Origin of the sequence: Halopelagius longus (genome assembly GCF_900100875.1) — an archaeon.
GTDB classification, from domain to species: domain Archaea; phylum Halobacteriota; class Halobacteria; order Halobacteriales; family Haloferacaceae; genus Halopelagius; species Halopelagius longus.
Genome location: NZ_FNKQ01000005.1, coordinates 223,883 through 243,228, shown reverse-complemented (window position 1 = coordinate 243,228; position 19,346 = coordinate 223,883). Strand labels below are relative to the sequence as shown.

Below are 19,346 nucleotides of genomic sequence, written 5' to 3'. Positions count from 1 at the left end.
GTCGCGCAGGCCCGCGTTACGGTCGCTCTACCGTATTACCTCGCTCACCCGGTCCAGAACCTCGTCGTGGGCCTCGCCGTCCGACGCGACGATGCCCTCGCATCCGGGTTCCCACGGGTCGCCGTGTACGTCCGTGACCGTCCCGCCCGCCCGACGGACGAGGTAGACGCCCGCGACGGTGTCCCACGGGTTCGGCTCCGGTTGCGCGGAAATCGCCGCCTCGAGCGTTCCGCAGGCGACCATCGCGAGGGTCACCTGCGCGCACCCGAACCGGCGCAGGTCCCCGAAGTTCCGTATCAGTCCGGCCAGTAGGTCGCCGAACTCGTCGTCGCGTTCGGGGCCGTACCGGAGGATGGGCGCGACGCTGAACTCCGCTAAGTCGGTGTGAGCACTCGCGGCCATCGGTTCCCCGTTCCGGGTCACGCTGTCGGGGTTCGCCGCGTACGTGTCGCCGAGTGCCGGCGCGACGGTCACCGCCGCGACGGTTTCGTGGTCCCGTACGACCGCGACGGTGGTCGTCCACAACTGCGCCTCGCGGACGAAGTTGGTCGTGCCGTCGATGGGGTCTACGACCCACGCGTTCCCGTCTTCGGGGACGGACTTCAACTCGTCTTCCTCCTCGCCGACGATAGTGGCGTCGGGGTACTCCTCGCGGACGGCGGAGATGACCCGACGCTGGGTTTCGGTGTCCGCGCGGGTCACGAAGTCCATCTTCGAACTCTTGGTCTCGACGTCCAGTTCGGTGCGGAACAGGTCGTGGGCGACTTCGGACCCCTCGCGCGCCGCCCGTACCGCCGTTTCGTATCGTGTCATCGGAAGTCTCCGTTCGGTGTCGCTTCGCGTTCGACTCGCTTACCTTTGGTGGTGAAGACGGGCGTCGGCCGTCAGACGATTCGGTCGCCGTCCTCGTCGAACAGCCACGATTCGTCCGTCCGTATCTGCACGTTCACCGTCTCTCTGTCCTTCGAAACCTCTCCTTGCGGCGTCACCGCAGACAGGGGGGTGCCGCCCGAGGAGATGTGGACGGCGTCCCTGTCGCCGAGGGGTTCGACGACGTCGAGTCGGGCCGTGAAGTGGCCGCCCTCCTCGCGGATGTTCAGGTACTCCGGGCGCACGCCGTAGACGACGGTTTCGTCGCCGCGTTCCCGAACCGCCTCGGCCTGTTCGTCCGTCGCCGGTATCGTGCAGAAGTCGCTCGCGAACGCGACGCCGTCGGACGTCTCCTCGACGGTGCAGTCGATGAGATTCGGCGACGGCGACCCGATGAAGTCGGCGACGAAGCGGTTCTCGGGTTCGTTGTAGATGTCGTACGGCGTGCCTATCTGCTGGACGTACCCGTCGTCCATCACGACGATCTTGTCGCCGAGCGTCATCGCCTCCTCTTGGTCGTGCGTGACGAACACCATCGCGGTGTCGAGTCGCCGCTGAATCTTCTTGACCTCCACGCGCATGTGGTCCCGCAGGTTCGCGTCGAGCGCCGAGAACGGTTCGTCCAGCAAGAACGCGGCCGGTTCCATCACCATCGCGCGCCCGAGCGAAACGCGTTGCTGTTGTCCGCCCGAGAGCGCAGACGGCTTGCGGTCGAGGGTCTCCTCGATGCCGAGCGTCTCCGCCGCCTCCTTGACTCGTTGGTTCTTCTCCGACTTCGGCAGGTCCGTCTTCATGTCGAGGCCGAAGCGCATGTTCTTCCGTACGGTCATGTGCGGGAACAGGGCGATGCTCTGGAAGACGAACGCGAGGTCCCTGTCCTTCGATTTCTTCCCCGTCACGTCCTCGCCGTCGACGAGTATCCGACCCTCGTCGGGTTCCTCCAACCCGGCGATACAGCGGAGCGTCGTCGTCTTCCCGCACCCCGAGGGGCCGACGAGAACGACGAACTCGCCGCCCTCCGTCTTTATATTCACGTCGTCGCAGGCGACGATTTCGCCGTTGTCGAACGTCTTTCGCAGGTTCTCGATGCGAATCTGCCCGTCGGTGTCGTCCGCCCCCGGCGGGGCGGCGTCCGGGTCCGTCGGCTGTTCCGTCGTCCGTTCGTCCGAACCGTCTACGTCTTCTAGTGCGGTCATTGTGTTACACCGTGAATGCGTTTTCGAGGTAGTTCCGCGCCACGAGGTACAGTATCGTCGGCGGCGTGCCGATGATGAGCGTCTCCGCCATCAGCTTCCCCCAGTAGACGCGTTCGCCCGACCCGCCGCCGATGGTGCCGTACAGCACCGGCACCGCCGGAACCGGGCCCGTCCCGGTGGTCAGCAGGTTGGCGAACAGGAAGTCGTTCCACCCGGTGAGGAACGCGAGGAAGCCGACGGCGACGATGCCGGGCGTCGCCAACGGGAGGATGACCCGGAGGAACGCCGTGAACTGCGTGCAGCCGTACACCTGCGCGGCCTCTTCTATGTCCTTCGGCAACTTCGCGAAGAAGTCCCGGAGAATCCAGATGGCGAAGGGGGTGACGAACACCTGATACGCCAGTATCATCCCGGGGATGGTGTTGTACAACCCGAGGTCGTTCCAGAGGTCCATGATGGGGATGACCAAGAGGATGTACGGGAACATCATCGCCGAGATGATGGCGTAGAAGCCCAGCTTCTTGCCGTAGAACTCCTTTCGGGCGAACGCGTACGCGCCCGGGATGGAGATGGCCAACGCGACGATGGTCGTCCCGAGGCCGATGAGGAAGCTGTTCACGAGGTTGTCGCGCAGTTCCGCGAACCCGCTTGTCCACGCCTCCAGCGTCGGGTCCTTCGGGATGATGTGCGGGTCGCCGAAGAACTCCGTCGGCGGCATGAACGACACCGAGAAGATGAACACCAACACGGTGAGGTTGAACAGGACGAGGAACGAGATGACCCCGTACGTGGCCGCCTTCAGCGTCACGCCAGTCACGTCGAACTCTTGCGTACTCATTATTCGGGGCCCTCGCTCGTTCGCTCGAATTCGCGGATGAACACGAACACGAAGCCGATGGTCAGGAGGAGCAGGATGACGCCGACGGCGTAGGAGACGCCCATCCGGCCCTGTCCGTAGGCGAACCTGTACAGGAGCACCGCCAGAATCGACGTGTCGTATCCGGGGCCGCCGTTCGTCAGCTGCAGCACCTGCGATATCTTCGTCATGTTCCAGATGATGCGGATGCTCAGTGCGACCAAGATGGCGCTCTTCAACTGCGGGAGCGTCACACGGAGGAACGTCTGGAAGCGGTTCGCGCCGTACATCCGCGCGCTCTCGTACATCTCCTCGGGAATGCTCTCCAGACTGGCCGAGATGATGAGGAACATGAACGGCCAGAACGTCCACGTCGTCACGAACACGACGACGCCGAGGGCGGCGGCACCCTGACTCCCCCAGTAGACCGTCTCTTCGAGGATCCCCCACTGCGTGAGGAACCCGAAGACTGGACCGAGGTCGGGTTGCAGCAGGTACGCCCAGATGGTACCGGTGACGAGCGGCGGCACCGTGTACGAGAGGAGGAACGTCCCGGTGACGAGACTCTTCCCGCGGCGGATTTCGCGCACGGCCAACGCCGCCACGAGAGCGATGCCGAGTTGGAACGCCGTCGTGAGCGAGAACAGAAGCGTCGCCTTCAACGACGTGTAGAACGGTTCCCACCCGAACAGGAACTCGTAGTTCCCCAAGCCGACCCACGTCGGGTCGCCGCCGAAGGGCCAGTCGTTGAAGCTCATGTACACCCCCTGCGCGAACGGGAGCCACATGAGCAGGACCAAGAACACGAGCACCGGCAGTATCAGCAGGTACGAGAACCAGTTCTCCGAGAGGGTCTCGCGGTAGCGTTCGGTCCGGCCTCCGAAGTCGAAGCGGTTCTGGGTGGACATCTCAGAGATCGATCTGGTCCCGTATCTGTTCTGCGGCCCGAGTGCAGGCCTCCTCGGGCGATATCTGTCCGCGCACGGCCTCTTGGAACAGCGGACCGGCGATGTTGTACTGGATGGCGTTCATCTTCGGGTGGCTGGACCAGCCGTGTTCCATCCCGTCGGCCATCGTCTCTAAGGTGCTCATGTAGTTGCTCTCCGAGAGCGCCGGGTCCTCGTGGAGGCTCTCCCACACGTCTTTCCGGACCGGGAGCGTCGCCAGCGACCGGGGAACCTCCGACTGGAACTCCTTCGAGAGCACCTTGTTTATCCACTGGATGGCCAACTCCTCGCGCTGGCTCCAGACGTCCTCGGAGACGCCGTCGGGCTTCCGCATGAGCGCGATGCACTGGGTGAAGAACTCCCCGCGGTTGCCGGCGCTTCCCTCCCAGGAGGGACCGAAGACGATGGTGCCGTCCTTCAACATCTCCTCGGCGCGACTCCGGAACAACCCGAGGTCCTTCGTGCTGCCCTGGTACATGCTCACGTCCCCTTGGATGAGCATCTGGGCGACGCCCTCGTTGGAGGCCGTCGGGGCTTTGTCCGAGGAGAGGCCGTGTTTCCGGTAGAGGTCCACGTACTGCTTCGTGGCCGTCTTCCAGACGTCGGAGTCGTACTTCACGTCCGACCACTCCTCGTCGAGGTACATCCCCTCGTACCCGCCCTCGGAGGCGGTCCACGTGACGAGTGCCTCGTCGGTCACGTCGCCTTGCGCGCCGTAAATCTGGAACCCGTAGTCGCCGGGACCGTTCTCCTGCAGTTGCGTGGCGACTTCGACCAGATGCTCGTAGTCCGTCGGCGGGAAGTCCTCCTCGATGGACAGGCCCGCCTCCTCGAAGTGGTCCGCCCGAGCGATGAACGGCGACCCCACTTCGAGTCCGATGGGAATCTCGTAGAGGTTCTCGTCGAACCCGCGGTAGCAACTCTGGGCCATCTGCATCGCCCACTCGATGTTCTGCAGGGCGTCGTCGCTCAGTCGGTCCTTGTACTCGCTCACCGGTTTCACCCATCCGGGTTCGATGAACTGCCCGTCGAGCGAGTTCGTCGAGTCGTAGATGACGGGTCGGTTGCCGTTCTGGATGTTGTTCTTCCACTTGCCGCCGTTGATGTCGTCCCAACTCGCCCAGTTCATCTTCATCTGGGCGTCCGTGCTGCTCTGGAACTCCTCGACGGACGACTGCATCAACTTTTCTGCGACCTGCGACTGCGAGTGGAAGTACTCCCAGTACTCCACGGTGTTTCCGTCACCGCCGCCACCGCCACCGCCGCCGGACCCGGACGAATCGCTTCCGCCGCCGGTGACGCTGCTGAGACATCCAGCGGACGCCGCGACGCCGCCGAGCGCTGCTGCTTTGATAAACTCTCTCCGCTGATGGTTGCTTGCCATTACCATTCACGGACAACGAACTCCCGATATATATAATTTAGGTCCGTGAACGATGGATCGGCTCTCGGGGGTCCTCCTCTCGCGCGTACGGCCGCAAAACGCACGGGAGAGAACATTTACTCGGCGAACTGGGTTTGAGGTAAAACTTTCCTGTAAACGGTTGTATATACGCATCTGTCGGAATCTATTACCCGGCCGAGACGTTCGATAGCGGGTCGCACTCTCGGTCCGAGAGGTAGTCATCCACATGACCGGAAATCCAGACGTGGTCGTCTTACGACAAGGAACGCACGGACTCCCCGCCGAAGAATACGTCAGCGAACTCCGCGACCGACTCCCGGACCACTCGGTCGAACTCGCGCGAACGCCGCGGGAGGAACGCGAACTGATTCGGGAGGCGCGGGTCGTTTCGAGCGTCGAAATCGAGGCGGAACTGTTAGAGGAGGCGGAGAACCTCCGGTTGTTCGCCGGTATCGCCGCCGGGTACGGCCACCTTCCGCTCGATACGTTCTCCGACATGAACGTCGCCGTTACGAACGCGTCGGGCGTTCACGCACCGAACATCGCAGAGCAGGTTCTCGGCTACATCCTCACCTCGACGCGCCGCCTCCGAGAGGGGTGGCGGCGCGAACAGCGTCACGAGTGGCGGCACTATCAGGCGGGCGAACTACAGGGGAGCACCGTCACCGTCGTCGGCCTCGGCGCCATCGGCACCGCCGTCGTCGAACGACTGGAGGGGTTCGGCGTCGACACAATCGGCGTCCGCTACACCCCGGAGAAAGGCGGGCCGACGGACGAAGTGCTCGGCTTCGACGCCGACGACTTCCACGACGCCCTCGCCCGAACGGACCACCTCGTCGTCGCCGCGCCCCTCACCGACACGACTCGGGGCCTCGTCGGCGAGGAGGAGTTCGAGACGCTCCCGCCGCACGCCACGGTCACCAACGTCGGTCGCGGACCGATACTCGACACCGACGCGTTGGTCGCGGCGATTCAGAACAACCGGATAGCGAGCGCGTCGCTGGACGTGACCGACCCCGAACCGCTTCCGCCGGAACACGTCCTCTGGGAGTTCGAGAACGTCACCATCACCCCCCACAACGCGGGCCACAGTCCCGCCCACTGGAGTCGCCTCGCCGACATCGTCGCCCGGAACGTCGAAACCCTCGACGAAGGCGGAGTGGACGAACTCGAGAACCTCGTCCTCCCGTAACGCCGCCGCCGTTCTCGCCCCGAATTTTCTCGCGGTCCGTCCGTTCAACAGTCTCGAACGAGACTCGCCTCTCCCTCCCCCTCGGCTTTAAGTCGCTCGCCGGGCGATAAACTCCTATGTCGAGAAATGACGTTGAATCGGGCACGGGAGACACGATCAGTTCTCTCGAACGCGCGTTCGAGATAGTTGACTTCCTCGAGTCTGCAGAGCGTGCGGGCGTGACCGAGACGGCCGACGCACTCGATATCCCCAAGAGCACGGTTCACATCTACCTGAAGACGCTCGAACGCCTCGACCTCGTCGTTCGCGAGGGCGACTCCTACCGACTGGGCTTTCGGTTTCTGGAGTACGGCGGCGTCGTTCGGAACCGGTCGAGACTGTACCGCGCCGCCAAGTTGGAAGTCGACAAACTCGCCAGAGAGACGGGCGAAGTCGCGAACCTCGGCATCGAGGAGAACGGCCTCCGCGTCCTCCTCTACAAGTCGGAAGTGGCCGACGCCATCCACGACAACGCCCCCATCGGCGAGTACACCAACATGCACTGGACCGCCCTCGGGAAGGCGATGCTGGCACACTATCCCCGCGAACGCGTTGACGCCATCGTCCACGAACACGGCCTCCCGCGCGCGAACGAACACACCATCACCACGCGCGAGGAACTCCACGACGAACTCGAAACGACCCGCGAACGGGGCTACTCCGTCGAAGATCAGGACCGCCGGAAGGGCGTCCTCACAATCGGCGTTCCCGTCATGGACCGGAGCACGGACGAAGTCATAAGCGCAGTCTCCGTCTCCGGGCCCGTGAACCGCGTTCGCTCCCCTGAGAAGATGTCCGAGTTGGCAGACGCGGTCAAGAGCACCGCCAACGTCATCGAACTTCGATACGCCCACTACTGACGCCCCTCCTCCCCTCTACTCTCGTTCGTTCTGAAACGTCGCACCGGCCTTTCCAATTTCGTTGAACGGGCCTCTTCCTCGACCGGAGCATCCCTTCTATTACGCACCTATGTCTGTAATGGGTTCGGACCGCCAACTCCCTCACCGACGACGTGACGATGGACCACTCGAACGACCGCTGAACGAACTGAGTACAACTAGTTATATTCGTTATCTGGTCCCGTTTTCTTCTGGGTATCTGTTTCGACTGATGGCAAATATATGGCCATATCGAGTTAGAATAGCGAGTATGACTGACTATCTGGATTCCGATATTCCCTAATATGCTCGAGATGGGAAATATCCGTGGTGCAGAAAATCCATCCGGTCGTATCAGTTCTCATCCGGGTACTCGTTCGGAATATCGAACGAGTACGGACGAAGCGTCGCTTTCACCCGTTCGAAATCCGGTTCGACTGGATCGGAGCTACGCGTCCGTCGTTCCGTCGGCGGTACGACCCGCTTCGAATGGTGGTACGTCGAAAGCGATATCGATATATATTTTTGTACAACCCTCGCTCGTGTGACGACGGACGAGTTAGCCGTCGTCGTGCGACGGTGCGGAGATATCGTCCGGGAGTTCGGCCCCCGGATTGCTCGACGCCGCCCCGGACTCGGTTTGGCGGTACTGCCAGCGTTCTTCGTCTCCGTCCCTTCGTTCGACGCCGGGAAGCGATTCGAAGGCATCTCGAACGCAGTCGTCCCACCAGTCGTCGGGGGAGTCGTACCCGGCGGAGTGGTCGGGGTACACCCGGTCCCGAATCCCGTCCGCGTCCGCCTCGTTCTCCGTTACGAGGAGGCCGAAGGCCGCGCGGACGGCGCTTCGTTCGTCCTCGTCCATCTCCAACCGTTCGAGCGCGAACTTGGCGCTACTGTCGGAGGCGTCCTCGCTCCCGAGCACGTTTCGGCCGTCGTCGGTCGGTTCCTCGACGATGGCCGTCCCGGTGAACCGCCACTGTTCCTCGTCGCCGCTCGGCGGTTCGACCGACGGAAGGCGCGCTAGATGCTCTCGAACGAACTCGGCCCACTCCTCCCGGGACTCGAACCCCGCCGGGTCCTCGCTGTACACGTCGTCGATGATCTCGCTCTCGGACGCCGCGCCCCAGTAGTGGAGGAACGCGAAGGCGTTTCGGACCGCCTCCTCCCTGTCGGGCGGGAGGTCGAAGGACGCTATCTCCCCTTCTACGTCCGGCGGCGTGTCGATTCGGTTGTCCTTCGTTCCGGCGGGCGAGGCTTCGACGACTCGCTCCCCGTTCGACGTGACCGCGTAGCGGTCGTCGCCGGTTCGCTCCACCAACCCGTTGTCCGCGAGTTCGGGCAGTCGCTCTCGGAGGTGCGCCGCACTCGCGGAGACGCTTTCGGCGACCGACTCGACGTCCGCCTCCCCCTCGCGGAGGCGTTCGAGTACCGCTCTGTCGCGTTCGTCGAGCGTGATGTTCACCATACCCCGAGTACGTCCCTCGGGTCCTTGACGGTGATTACCGACCGAACCGAATGTCGTGCCGACGCTCCGAGTTCTGCCCGTGCGGACGGTTCGGTCCGTCCCGGTAGAACGAGTACGCAGTATTCGAGACCGGACCGTCTCGTCCAACCGTCTGTTCAGTATCCTCTCTCAGTAACATATCTTAGTATTACTAATCAGTATTATTGGGCAGTGTTACTGATCAGTACTACTGTTCAACGGTGTTGGTGGGATTCGTTGCCATTACCGTCCAGTACGACTGTCCGCCTGAACCGTTTGAATCGGCCGATATGGGCAGAAAGAGCGCTCAGAAACGGTGTTCAGACCTCCGGTTCAGTATTTCCAATCAGTGTTACTCGTCAGTATTATTGCGCAGTATTACTGCTCAGTTTGGTCAAGATTTATGAACAGGTGGTGTCTGCAGACGTTCGAATGATATCGTACGCGCTCTGGAGTGAGGCGGGCGGGGTGGGGAAAACCGCGCTCGCGGTCAACCTCGCCGCGGCCCACCGGCGGCACGGGCAGAAGACGCTCCTCGTGGACCTCGACCCGCAGAATGGCGGCGCGAGCCACCACCTCGGCGTCGACGACGAACGGGCCGACCCCGACGTGGACAACCTCGTTCGTCACCTCATCGACCGGCCGAAGGGGGAGTTCTCGGACCTCGTCCGCGAGACGACGCACGGCCTGCACGTGATTCCGAGTCACAACATGCTCGATAGCCTGGAGACGAACCTCCAGCGAGCCCAGGAGATGGAGCAGGACATGGGCGGTCGGTTCGTCAAGGAACTCCAACTGCGCCGCGTCATCGGAGACTCCGGCGTCCCCGACGAGTACGACGTCGTCGTCGTCGACCCCCCGGCGACCGGCGGTCAGCACGTCTACAACGCCGTCGCCGCCACCGGGAACGTCGTCATCCCGCTCGAACTCTCGCCGAAGGGCGAACAGTCGCTCTACGGGCTGGAAGACACCGTCTCGAACCTCGAAGCGGAGGTGGACACCGAAGTCGGCGTCGTCGCCGTCGTGCCGAACAAGGTCCGTCGCACGCGGATGCGCGACAAGTACGAAGCCGCGCTGAACGAACTCGACTACCCGGTCTCTCCGGTCAAGATACCCGTCCGCGAGGCGATGCTGAACGGCGCGTGGGACGCCCAGACGACGGCGTTCGAGTTCGTCTCGAACAACAAGCGCGCGGAGCGAGAACACGACACCCTGCGGGCGTTCGACGAACTCGCCCGCTTCGTCGCCGGGCAGTACGGCGTCGAACTCACCGAGGACGACCTGACCGACGACGAACGCGAGGTAGTCGTATGAAGTCCGGCGCTTCGGACCCGTTCGCGGACGACGACGCGGAGGATGAAGCCGAATCACCCCCCGAGGCGAACGACGCGGCGGCGACTCCCGAATCCGACGCCGACGAGGCGATGAGCGACTCCTCGGGGACGGGTGCGTCCACGGGCGACGTGCGGGACGCCGAGACGCCGGACGCCGCGACGCGAGATACCGCGACGCGCGACGACGCCGCGCGGGGTAGCGAGGCGACGAACTCCGAGGCGGACGCTCCGTCGTCGGACGGCGACGAGGGCGACGGCGGCCTCTCCCGCGACGAACTCCCCTTCATCCTTCGCCGCGAGAAGGTCAAAGACGAACGCCCGGAGGTCCACCAGCTGTTCGTCCAACGCGAGACGCACGAAGAGGCGGTGGACGCCGAGCGAACGTTGGAGAAGCGACTCGGCGAGGGACTGTCGCGAACCGACGCCCGGGAGGCCATCTACCTCGCCGGAATGGCCCACCTCGACGACGCCGAGGAGATTCTGCGCGAGTGGGGCTACGACCTCTGAACGGCATTTGTACACCGCGTAACGGTTTATCGATTCTCTCGCCGCGGCCGACCGGCGACACTCGGCGAACGGGCGCGTCCGAAAGCGGGTCGATCCCCTAAACCAGAAGATAGTTAATCTAGTTGTCCAATCGTTGGAGAGGAATCGCAAACTATGCGTCGCCGCCAATTTATCGTCGGCTCCGGCCTCGGAGCGCTCACCGCCCTGAGCGGATGCCTCGGTAGTAAGTCCCCTCCCCCGCGGAAGTCGAACGTCATATCGAGCTTCGAGATGAGCGACACGTCGCTCGTCATCGACGCCGCAGACGACACGTGGGTCATGTCCAGGTACGAAGAGTCACAGCAACAGTCGCTCGGCGGGCTGAACCCCGTCGGCGTCGCCAGCGCCAAAGGAAAGAGCGGCGGTGGCGGCGGCCGCGGCGCGTCCGGCCGCGGTAACGGCGGGTACTCCTCGGCCCCGCGAACGAGACACGGGTACGCGTGGTACCACGGCGGCGACTACGCCGACGACTGGTACGAGAACCACGGCGACGAGGTGTCTCGATACCCCGTCGGAATCGCCGCACTCGGCGTCGCGTATCTCGGGACCACGTCGCAGTTCCGGGACGACGCGCCGGGCCCCGGCGCGGTTCCGTGGGACAAGACGTTCCGAAACCCGGACGATACGGTGAAGTACGACGTCACGAACGGGCAGGCCGCCGACGGGTGGTACCGCGTCGGTGCCAAGATAGTCGGCTCCGAGAACAACCACAACTTCCGGTGGGAGTCGTACGACCTCGAAATCGACAGTTCGACCGACGGGGAGTACAGCATCGAGGAGGAGTGGAAGGTGTCGCCGCGAATCTGAGGTAGCGACGCCCAAGCGCCTCCCGACGAGAGCCGCGACCAGCACGTCCCCGATACACCCTCCATGTCGAATACACGAACCGAGACGCTCACCCTCCTCGCACTCACGTTCGTCGTGTCGTTCTGCAGCTTCGCGTACGAGTTCGTCTACTCCGAACTGCTGACCGTGATGTACGGCGGGACGGTGACCCAGTACGTCATCACCGTCGGGCTGTACTTCTTCAGCCTCGGCATCGGCGCGGCGCTCTCGGACGACCTGAACGCAGACGAACACGGAGAGAACTTCTTCAGGACCGAGGTGCTCCTAGCCGCGGCCGCCCCGGCGGGGTTTCTGCTAATCGTCGCCCTCAACAGCGTCCGCATCCCCCAAGCGGTTCCGTCGGAGCTGATATGGCTCGCGGCGCGCCTCCCCGTCGTCGTCGTCGGATTCCTCTCGGGGTTCGAGCTTCCGCTCTTGACCTACTTGGTGGACGAACTCGGCGAAGAGGACGCGGTGACGCCGGCGCGGCTTCGCCGGTTCGGACGCCGCCTCCACGACGCGACCGTTCGCTGTCTCGGCGTCGTCTGGACCGTCGAACGCAACGACGGGCGTCGGAGCGGTCTCTCCGTCGTGCTGGCGATGGACTACGTCGGCGGCCTGTTCGGGGCCATCGTCTACGCGAAACTGCTGTACCCGGGGTTGGGACTCATCCCGACCATATTCGTGCTCGCGTTGCTCAACGGCCTCGCGGCGCTCGTCTTCGTCGTCCGATTCGGCGGCTGGTCGCCGACGCCGTTCGCGGCGTCCACGCCCCTCGTCGGCCGCGTTCCGAAGGCGTTGCTCGTCGTCTGCCTACTCTTGACCGCGACGTACGCGGGCGCCGTGGTCAACCACGAGACGGTGGACGACCGACTGTCCGAACTCTACCTCGAACAGCAGATAGAAGACGAGTACCGGCCGGGTACGATGCGCGCGGAAGTCACGTCGCAGGAGACGACGAAGTACCAACACGTCGTCCGATACCGGCGCACGTGGACCGGAAGCGGACCGAACCCGCACTTCACCGGTCGCTCGGAGCGGTGTCTCCGTCTCGACTCGGCGGTGCAGATGTGCGATAGTTGGGCCGACAGCTACCACAACGGCCTCGTGGACGTGCCGATGTCGCTGTTCGAACGCGGCCCCGAGACCAAGGTACTCGTCGTCGGCGGCGGCGACTGGGTCGCCGTCGACCACCTCCGGCAGTACGACGTGACCGTCGACCAGGTCGACCTCGACGCTCGGTTCATGAACCGGACGAAGAACGACTCGTTCTTCCGACGGTGGCACGACGACGCCTACCGGTACGACCGCCTGAACGTGACCGTCGGCGACGGCTACCGCTACCTCCAGCAGACGAACGAGACGTACGACCTCGTCCTCCTCGACGTCCCCGGAGCGACGGACGACGACCTCCTGACGCTGTACTCCGAGGAGTTCTATCGGTCGGTCCGCCGCCACCTCTCGGAGGACGGCGTGGTAGTGACGTGGGCGTACTCGCCGGACGACTACCCCGAACACAACAAGGCGTTCCTCAACACGGTCGGAGCCGCCGGCTTCACTCGGCAACTCCCCTACTGGGCGGTGGAGGACATAGACTCCGACGGCGACGTCGAACGCGTCGAGCGGTTCTACGTCTTCGCCCCCGGCGAGCGTCGGTCCCTCCCCGTCGCCGACGGGACCGACTACGTTCGGCGGTACTCCGACCGCTATCGAGACGCCCGGTGGCGTCCAGTCCCCCGCTACAACGGCGTGCGGGTGAACTCCATCTTCCATCCCAACTACGACATCCTCGTCGACACCTGATCATGTCCCCAGACACCCACTCCGACGCTCCCTCCGAACTGTACTTCGCGTACGCCGGGACTCGCCCCGACTTCGACCGCCTCGACGTGAAGGCGGTCCACCCCGACGAACTCCTCGGCCGCCCGGCCGCGTTCACGGTAATCGGCGAGTCGCACTACGTCGGCCTCCCGTCGCTCGGTTTCCACGAACTCTGTTCGTGCAGGCCGCTGTCGGCCGAACCGACGCACGAGACGCCGCTCTCGGTCGGCGTCGAACGGGAGTTCCGGTTCCGCGGCGACCGCCTCAACGCGACGACGACCGTCACCGGCCGGCCCCTAGACGCGTTCTCCGGCCCGGACGAGGCGACGGTCGCCTACCGGTTCGCCCCGGAGGCGTGGACGACCATCTCGGTCGGCGCGACGGGCTACGAGACGTACCACACCTACCCCGAACACGAACTGGCGCTTCACACCGAGACGCGACTGACCGTCCGCCGGTCGCCGGCGCGGTCCGAACGACTCGACGACCCGACGCGGAACGCGACTGAAACCCATCCATGACAGACGACACCACGACCTACGACGGCGACGTAACGCTCAACGGTTCGGAACGACCGCCCGTCGAACTACTCGACCCGGCGGACGTGTTCGTGACGACGAACAGCGTCGGCGGCGACTTCGCCGTCCGCAACGCGGAGTACGTGTTCACCCACCAGTCAATCGACGTCGAACGGCCCGACGAACGCGGCGATGCCGAGACCACCATCGGCGGCAGCCTCGAAGACGGCTACGTCGAACAGGTTGACGGCGACGTGGTCGTCACCGACGCCGAGGACGTGTTCGTCGCCGCCGAGGCCGCCGAGGGCGAGTTCTCCGCGCCGGGCGCCGAGAACGTCTACGCCGACGACGTTTCGCCGACCGCCTCCCCCGAGGAGTACGACGTTTCGACCGTCGGGTGGCGGCAGTCCGCGACGGCGACGGACCCCACGACGGGCGTCTACGCCGTCGGCATGGACCACGAAATCGAACTGACGAAGGCGCGGCGGAACCTCGAACTGTACCTCGTCGGCCACGGTCACGACGTTCGCGTCGAAGGCCGAGACGCCGACGTGACGGTCCACTTCGTCGGCTACGACAACACCGTCCGCGTCGGACCGTATCTCTCGGCCGACGTCGCCTCCGAAACCGGCTTCGACAACGAAATCGACGCGGCCCCGTACCCCGCCGAGGACCTCGTCGAGATGTCGCGGTCGGAGGCGTACTCGAACGCGGGGTTCGGCCGTCGGAAGGTGACGTTTCAGGAACCGACCGACGACGAGGAGTGGTGCCCGAACTGCGGGCAGGCGGCCGATGCGGTCATCGAACGCCACCAGATGGAGGCGTTCTTCCTGTTCGGCTACCCGGTGTGGACGTACGACCGGAGCACCAACCCCGCCTGCGAGTGCGAGCACTGTTCGCCCAACGCCGTCCACGCAGAACTCTCGCCGGAGGAACGCCGGTCGGTGCTCGATTGACCGCCGCACCGACCGACTCCGTCGGATGCGACGCCCGAACGGGTACCGAAACTATATGACAGAACGTATGAAATACGTGAACAGACGAACCCCCTCCCCCGTCGAATCGCCTCGCGCGGGAGGGAGGACGGTGACGCCATAGCCATGTCGAGAAACGAATCCCTCCCCACGCCGAAGTCGTCGTCGAACTGCCGGTACCGCTTCGACCCCTCCACGCGGACGGACGCCCGACTCCAAGCGACGTGGGAGTGCCCGCACGAAGCCCACCCCGAGAGCGAGTACTGCGTCTTCCACATGAGTCGAGACGAACGCGCCGCACACGACGTGACGGCTGACGACATCCTCGAGGACCTCCGGGAGAACCTCGAATCTCCGGACACGCGGGTCAACGAGTACGTCGGTGCGGACCTGCCGCACCTCTCGCTCACCTATCAGGACGTCAACGGCTCGACGAACCACGTCCTCAACTTCCAGCACGCGGACATCGAGGGCATCGACCTCACGCACGGCCGCCTCGACCAAGGGCTCATCCTCCGGGAGGCGACCGTCGGCCGCCTCAAGTTCGAGGACGCCGTCGTCACGGGCGTCGTGGAGGCGGACGACCTGACGGTGCGGGAGGGGGTCACGACGGCGGAGGCGACGTTCCAACAGGACGTCCGATTCGACGGCGCGGTGTTCCACGGCGACGTGAACTGCGACGAGACGACGTTCCGAAGCGATACGAGCTTCGCCGAGGCGACGTTCCACGGTCAGGTCCACTTCCGGAACGCGGAAACGAGCGGTAGCAGTCACGTCCTCGACGACCACGTCTCCTTCGCCGACGCGACGTTCCGCGACGACGCCAGTTTCCGGCAGGCGACGTTCGACTACGTCACCTTCGAGGGGGCGCAGTTCACCGCTGGTTCCGACTTCGAACACGCGGTGTTCGGCGGCGACGCGCGGTTCGACGCCGCCACGTTCCAACAGGTCGCCGACTTCGACGAGGCCCGGTTCGACGACGACGTGAGCTTCGAGGACGCGCGGTTCATGCGACTGGCCGAGTTCCGCGGCGTCGAGTTCAACGGCGGCAGTCGGACGACGAGCGACGACGTGACGTTCGAGGGGGCGGTGTTCGAGGAGGAAGCCGACTACAAGTTGGCCCGCTTCCGGTACGCCGACTTCAAGGACGCGACGTTCAAAGGGCCGCTCAACTTCGACCGCGCGACGTTCACCGCGCGCGCGGACTGTCACCGTCTGGACGTCTCCGGCGAGCTCGAACTCACCGGCGCGGCGTTCGACGGGGAAACCGTCTTCGACGGGAGCCGGTTCGGCGACGCCGTCGTCGCCGTCGAGGCCGAGTTCGACGGCGACGTGACGTTCGACGACGTCGCGTTCGACGCCCGGACGCGCTTCGACGAAGCGCGGTTCAACGAGGACGCGAGCTTCCGCGAGGCGACGTTCTACGGCCCGGCGGAGTTCCGCGGGGCGGTGTTCGAGGGGAAGACGCGACACTTAGAGGAGAACGCGTCGTTCAAGGAGGCGACGTTCCGCGATGACGCCGTGTTCGAGTCGGCCAACTTCACGAACGTCTCGTTTTGGGACGCCACGTTCCACGAGCGCTGTAACTTCCGACGCGCGGTGTTCCACGAGACGGCGAAGTTCCGCCTGCTCGGCGGCGAACGCGATACGTACATCGACCTCACCGACGCGACGATAAACGGCGGCACGATAGCGCAAGTCACCGGCGACGCCACGCCGTACGACTTCACGCGGGCGACGCTCGGCAACCTCCAACTGGAAGGCGAGGGCAACGAGCACGAACTGCTCGACCACTTCCGGTTCTGTCTCACCGACTTCGACCACTTCGACTTCAGCAACCACCACGCGTACCTCGAACGCAACGACTGGACGATTCACGACTTCGTCGGCAACGAGGCCACCGGACAGTTCGCCGTCGAGATGACCGACGAAATCATCGAGGAGACGTACCGGAAGGCGCAGGACAGCGCCGACGCCGTCGGCGACACGCCCGCAAGCAGGGAGTTCGAGTTCAAACGCTACTACTACAACCGGCGGAAGAACCTCGACATCCTCCTCAACGAGTACTCGCTGAACGTCTGGGCGCGCGGGAAGAAGGCGGCCAGCGTCGTCCTCAACCTCATCATGCAGGTGACCTGCGGGTACGGCAACCGGCTCCCCCGAATCGCCGCGCTCACCTTCCTCTCGCCGATGCTGTTCGGTCTGGTGTACGCCCTCGGCGGCCCGTTCCTGACGCAGGCCGGAAGCGTGTTCGCGCCCGGCCTCGTCGACAAGTCGGCGGCACAGGTCCTCTTCGACACCGTCTACTACAGTTACATCAGCTTCAGTACGGTCGGGTACGGCGACATCAATCCGCTCGGCGGCGGGGCCAAACTGCTGGCGGCGAGCCAAGGGATGTTGAACGGCCTGCTCTTTACCCTCCTCACCTTCACGCTGTTCAAACGGGTGCTGGGCGGAAACTGAGTCGGCCCCTCCGCGCCCGCCCCCCTTTCGAGCTTCGAACTTCCGCGACCGGAAGGTATCTTCCGGGGGAACTCTAAACGCGTGTATGCGAGACTCGAACCGCGAGTGGTACTTCGCAGAGCGACCCGAGGGCGAACCGGATCTGGACTGCTTCGAGCTGCGCGAGAGCGACAGACCGGAGCCGAGGCACGGCGAACTCCTCGTCCGCGTTCGGTACCTCTCGGTGGACCCCTACATGCGAGGCCGGATGCGAGACACCGAGTCGTACGCGGAACCGTGGGAGGTCGGCGACCCGATGAAAGGCGGCGTCGTCGGCGAAGTCGTCGAGAGCGGGAGCGACCGGTACGAGGAGGGCGACTTCGTCACCGGCGAGGGGACGTGGGCCGACTACACCGTTCTCGACGCCGCCGACGTCGCGCCCGTGGACCCGGACGTCGCCGGACTGCCGGCGTACCTCGGAGTGCTCGGGATGCCCGGGCGGACGGCGTACTTCGGACTGCTCGACGTCGGCGAACCGAAGCCAGACGATACGGTCGTCGTCTCCGGCGCGGCGGGCGCGGTCGGGTCGGTCGTCGGACAGATAGCGAAACTGAGCGGCTGTCGCGTCGTCGGGTTCGCCGGGTCCGACGAGAAGACCGACTGGCTCACCGAGGACCTCGGCTTCGACGCGGCGATAAACTACAAGACGACGGACGACTACGCCGCCGCCTTAGACGACGCCGCGCCCGAGGGCGTGGACGTCTACTTCGACAACGTCGGCGGACCGATTACGGACGCGGTGTTCACGAAGCTGAATCTGGACGCGCGCGTCGCGGTCTGCGGACAGATCGCCCACTACAACGAGGAGGGCGTCCCGACGGGTCCGCGGAAACTCCCGATGCTCATAGCGCCGCGGGCGAAAGTGCAGGGCCTCCTCGTCGGCGACTACGCGACGCGGTTCGGCGAGGCGAGCGAGCAACTCGGAAAGTGGGTGGCGTCCGGCGAACTGAAACACCGCGAGACTATCGTCGAAGGGTTGGAGAACGCCCCCGACGCGTTCCTCGGACTGTTCTCCGGGGACAACATCGGGAAACAGGTCGTGCAGGTCTCCGAGTAACGAGGCCCGCGAGTCCGCGACGCGGATACCGATACCGACGCCGAGAGCGACCGACGCGGACGCCTCTCGCCGTCACTCGCCGGGACAGCCGATTTCGTACCGGTCCGTCCGCGCCGAGGACGGGATGGTGACGTTCGCCGGTTCGCCGTACCCGTAGTACCGGGTAGTCGCCTCCAGTTCGCCCGACGCGCCTCCCGTCGAGAGGCTGACGTCGAGTTCGGACTTCACGGGACGCCCCGTCTCCGCGTCTATCCACATTCTGAGCGTCGCGTTGTCGACGTCGGCTTCGGAGAGGTCCGTCGCCGTCCGGCCGACGGACGGAAGCGACGTGAGCGTCCGCTTCGAGGGGTGGGCGACGACGACGGCGGTTCGGTTGCCGTCGACCGTCCGGTTGCCCTCCCAGTAGACGTTCGACCGTTGCAGTATCTCTACCTGCCGACCGAGCGGGGTCAGCTTCGTCCACTCCGTCGAGTTGCTCGCGTTCTCGACGCTCCACCCGTCCCACGGTTCGGCGCACTCCGCGTAGGTCGTGTAGCCGTCGAGATACTGCCTGCGTGTCCTCCCGTCGACGGTGGCGTTCGACGCCATCTTCCGCTGTCGGGTGTCGACGACGCCCTCGCCGTCTACGTCCACCGTTCGCGTTCGGTCGCCGTCGGACGCGCGGACGGTACCGTCGAGGGCGAACCGATACGTCGAAACCGGGTCGAGGGCCGACGCCGCCTTCGCTGTGGCGTCTACCGCGCGTTCGTCGCTCGGCGGTCGGTCGTCGGTGAGCGCGCTACACCCGGCGGTGAGGAGGAGGAGGGCGACGACGACTGCGGGGAATCGCGTTCGCATCGGTGTACGTCACTTCTCCGGGCGGACACTTCAATATAAACGATAATCTCGTATAGTACAGAAACT

Annotated in this window: 17 protein-coding genes; 10 read left to right on the top strand and 7 right to left on the bottom strand. The window is 64.7% G+C overall.

The annotated features are described in order from the left end of the window. Nucleotides 1-27: 27 nt before the first annotated feature. The 5 genes from BLS11_RS17430 to BLS11_RS17410 all read right to left on the bottom strand — a co-directional run bounded on the left by BLS11_RS17430 (nucleotide 28) and on the right by BLS11_RS17410 (nucleotide 5,253). On the bottom strand, nucleotides 28-813 hold the full coding sequence (locus tag BLS11_RS17430) for an inositol monophosphatase family protein (protein ID WP_092539074.1): 786 nt from the start codon (nucleotides 811-813) through the stop codon (nucleotides 28-30). A gap of 71 nt (nucleotides 814-884) precedes the next feature. Beyond that, nucleotides 885-2,066, bottom strand: a complete 1,182-nt coding sequence (locus BLS11_RS17425; RefSeq protein ID WP_092539073.1) for an ABC transporter ATP-binding protein — start codon at nucleotides 2,064-2,066, stop codon at nucleotides 885-887. 4 nt (nucleotides 2,067-2,070) lie between these two features. Further along, on the bottom strand, nucleotides 2,071-2,904 hold the full coding sequence (locus BLS11_RS17420) for a carbohydrate ABC transporter permease (RefSeq protein WP_092539072.1): 834 nt from the start codon (nucleotides 2,902-2,904) through the stop codon (nucleotides 2,071-2,073). Then, nucleotides 2,904-3,830 carry a carbohydrate ABC transporter permease gene (locus BLS11_RS17415; protein WP_092539071.1) on the bottom strand — a complete coding sequence of 309 codons (927 nt, stop codon included), beginning with the start codon at nucleotides 3,828-3,830 and terminating at the stop codon, nucleotides 2,904-2,906. The genes BLS11_RS17420 and BLS11_RS17415 overlap by 1 nt, the downstream gene beginning before the upstream one ends. A gap of 1 nt (nucleotide 3,831) precedes the next feature. After that, the gene (locus BLS11_RS17410; RefSeq protein WP_092539070.1) at nucleotides 3,832-5,253 is read right to left on the bottom strand and encodes an extracellular solute-binding protein; all 1,422 of its coding nucleotides are present in this window, start codon (nucleotides 5,251-5,253) and stop codon (nucleotides 3,832-3,834) included. Between the two features lie 247 nt (nucleotides 5,254-5,500). Here BLS11_RS17410 and BLS11_RS17405 point away from each other — a divergent pair, with 247 nt between their 5' ends. Together BLS11_RS17405 and BLS11_RS17400 are read left to right on the top strand one after the other, a co-directional pair. Beyond that, a complete protein-coding gene (locus BLS11_RS17405) occupies nucleotides 5,501-6,466 on the top strand; it encodes a D-2-hydroxyacid dehydrogenase (RefSeq protein WP_092539069.1) in 966 nt (321 codons plus the stop codon). Between the two features lie 116 nt (nucleotides 6,467-6,582). Beyond that, on the top strand, nucleotides 6,583-7,365 hold the full coding sequence (locus BLS11_RS17400) for an IclR family transcriptional regulator (RefSeq protein WP_092539068.1): 783 nt from the start codon (nucleotides 6,583-6,585) through the stop codon (nucleotides 7,363-7,365). A gap of 577 nt (nucleotides 7,366-7,942) precedes the next feature. Here BLS11_RS17400 and BLS11_RS17395 read toward each other — a convergent pair. Continuing rightward, on the bottom strand, nucleotides 7,943-8,848 hold the full coding sequence (locus BLS11_RS17395; RefSeq protein ID WP_092539067.1) for a helix-turn-helix domain-containing protein: 906 nt from the start codon (nucleotides 8,846-8,848) through the stop codon (nucleotides 7,943-7,945). A gap of 450 nt (nucleotides 8,849-9,298) precedes the next feature. On the opposite strand from BLS11_RS17395, the gene BLS11_RS17390 reads away from it, so the two are divergent. The 8 genes from BLS11_RS17390 (at nucleotide 9,299) to BLS11_RS17355 (ending at nucleotide 18,443) form a co-directional block, all read left to right on the top strand. Further along, nucleotides 9,299-10,180, top strand: coding sequence for a ParA family protein (locus BLS11_RS17390; protein WP_092539066.1), 882 nt, complete (start codon nucleotides 9,299-9,301; stop codon nucleotides 10,178-10,180). Continuing rightward, nucleotides 10,177-10,707, top strand: coding sequence for a DUF7970 domain-containing protein (locus BLS11_RS17385; protein WP_092539065.1), 531 nt, complete (start codon nucleotides 10,177-10,179; stop codon nucleotides 10,705-10,707). The genes BLS11_RS17390 and BLS11_RS17385 overlap by 4 nt, the downstream gene beginning before the upstream one ends. A 153-nt stretch (nucleotides 10,708-10,860) precedes the next feature. Then, the gene (locus BLS11_RS17380) at nucleotides 10,861-11,553 is read left to right on the top strand and encodes a hypothetical protein (RefSeq protein ID WP_092539064.1); all 693 of its coding nucleotides are present in this window, start codon (nucleotides 10,861-10,863) and stop codon (nucleotides 11,551-11,553) included. Between the two features lie 63 nt (nucleotides 11,554-11,616). Beyond that, entirely contained in the window at nucleotides 11,617-13,374 is a 1,758-nt protein-coding gene (locus tag BLS11_RS17375; protein WP_092539063.1) for a spermidine synthase, read from the top strand. 2 nt (nucleotides 13,375-13,376) lie between these two features. Next, entirely contained in the window at nucleotides 13,377-13,913 is a 537-nt protein-coding gene (locus BLS11_RS17370; RefSeq protein WP_217629039.1) for a hypothetical protein, read from the top strand. Beyond that, complete coding sequence (locus tag BLS11_RS17365; RefSeq protein WP_092539062.1) at nucleotides 13,910-14,866, top strand: DUF8108 domain-containing protein; 957 nt, start codon at nucleotides 13,910-13,912, stop codon at nucleotides 14,864-14,866. Before BLS11_RS17370 ends, BLS11_RS17365 begins: the two co-directional genes overlap by 4 nt. Nucleotides 14,867-15,010: 144 nt before the next feature. Then, nucleotides 15,011-17,347, top strand: coding sequence for a pentapeptide repeat-containing protein (locus BLS11_RS17360; protein ID WP_092539061.1), 2,337 nt, complete (start codon nucleotides 15,011-15,013; stop codon nucleotides 17,345-17,347). A gap of 85 nt (nucleotides 17,348-17,432) precedes the next feature. Next, nucleotides 17,433-18,443, top strand: a complete 1,011-nt coding sequence (locus BLS11_RS17355; RefSeq protein ID WP_092539060.1) for an NADP-dependent oxidoreductase — start codon at nucleotides 17,433-17,435, stop codon at nucleotides 18,441-18,443. A gap of 72 nt (nucleotides 18,444-18,515) precedes the next feature. On the opposite strand, the gene BLS11_RS17350 is transcribed toward BLS11_RS17355, so the two are convergent. After that, nucleotides 18,516-19,280 (bottom strand): hypothetical protein, encoded by a 765-nt coding sequence (locus tag BLS11_RS17350; protein ID WP_092539059.1) that lies wholly within the window; start codon nucleotides 19,278-19,280, stop codon nucleotides 18,516-18,518. Nucleotides 19,281-19,346: the final 66 nt, after the last annotated feature.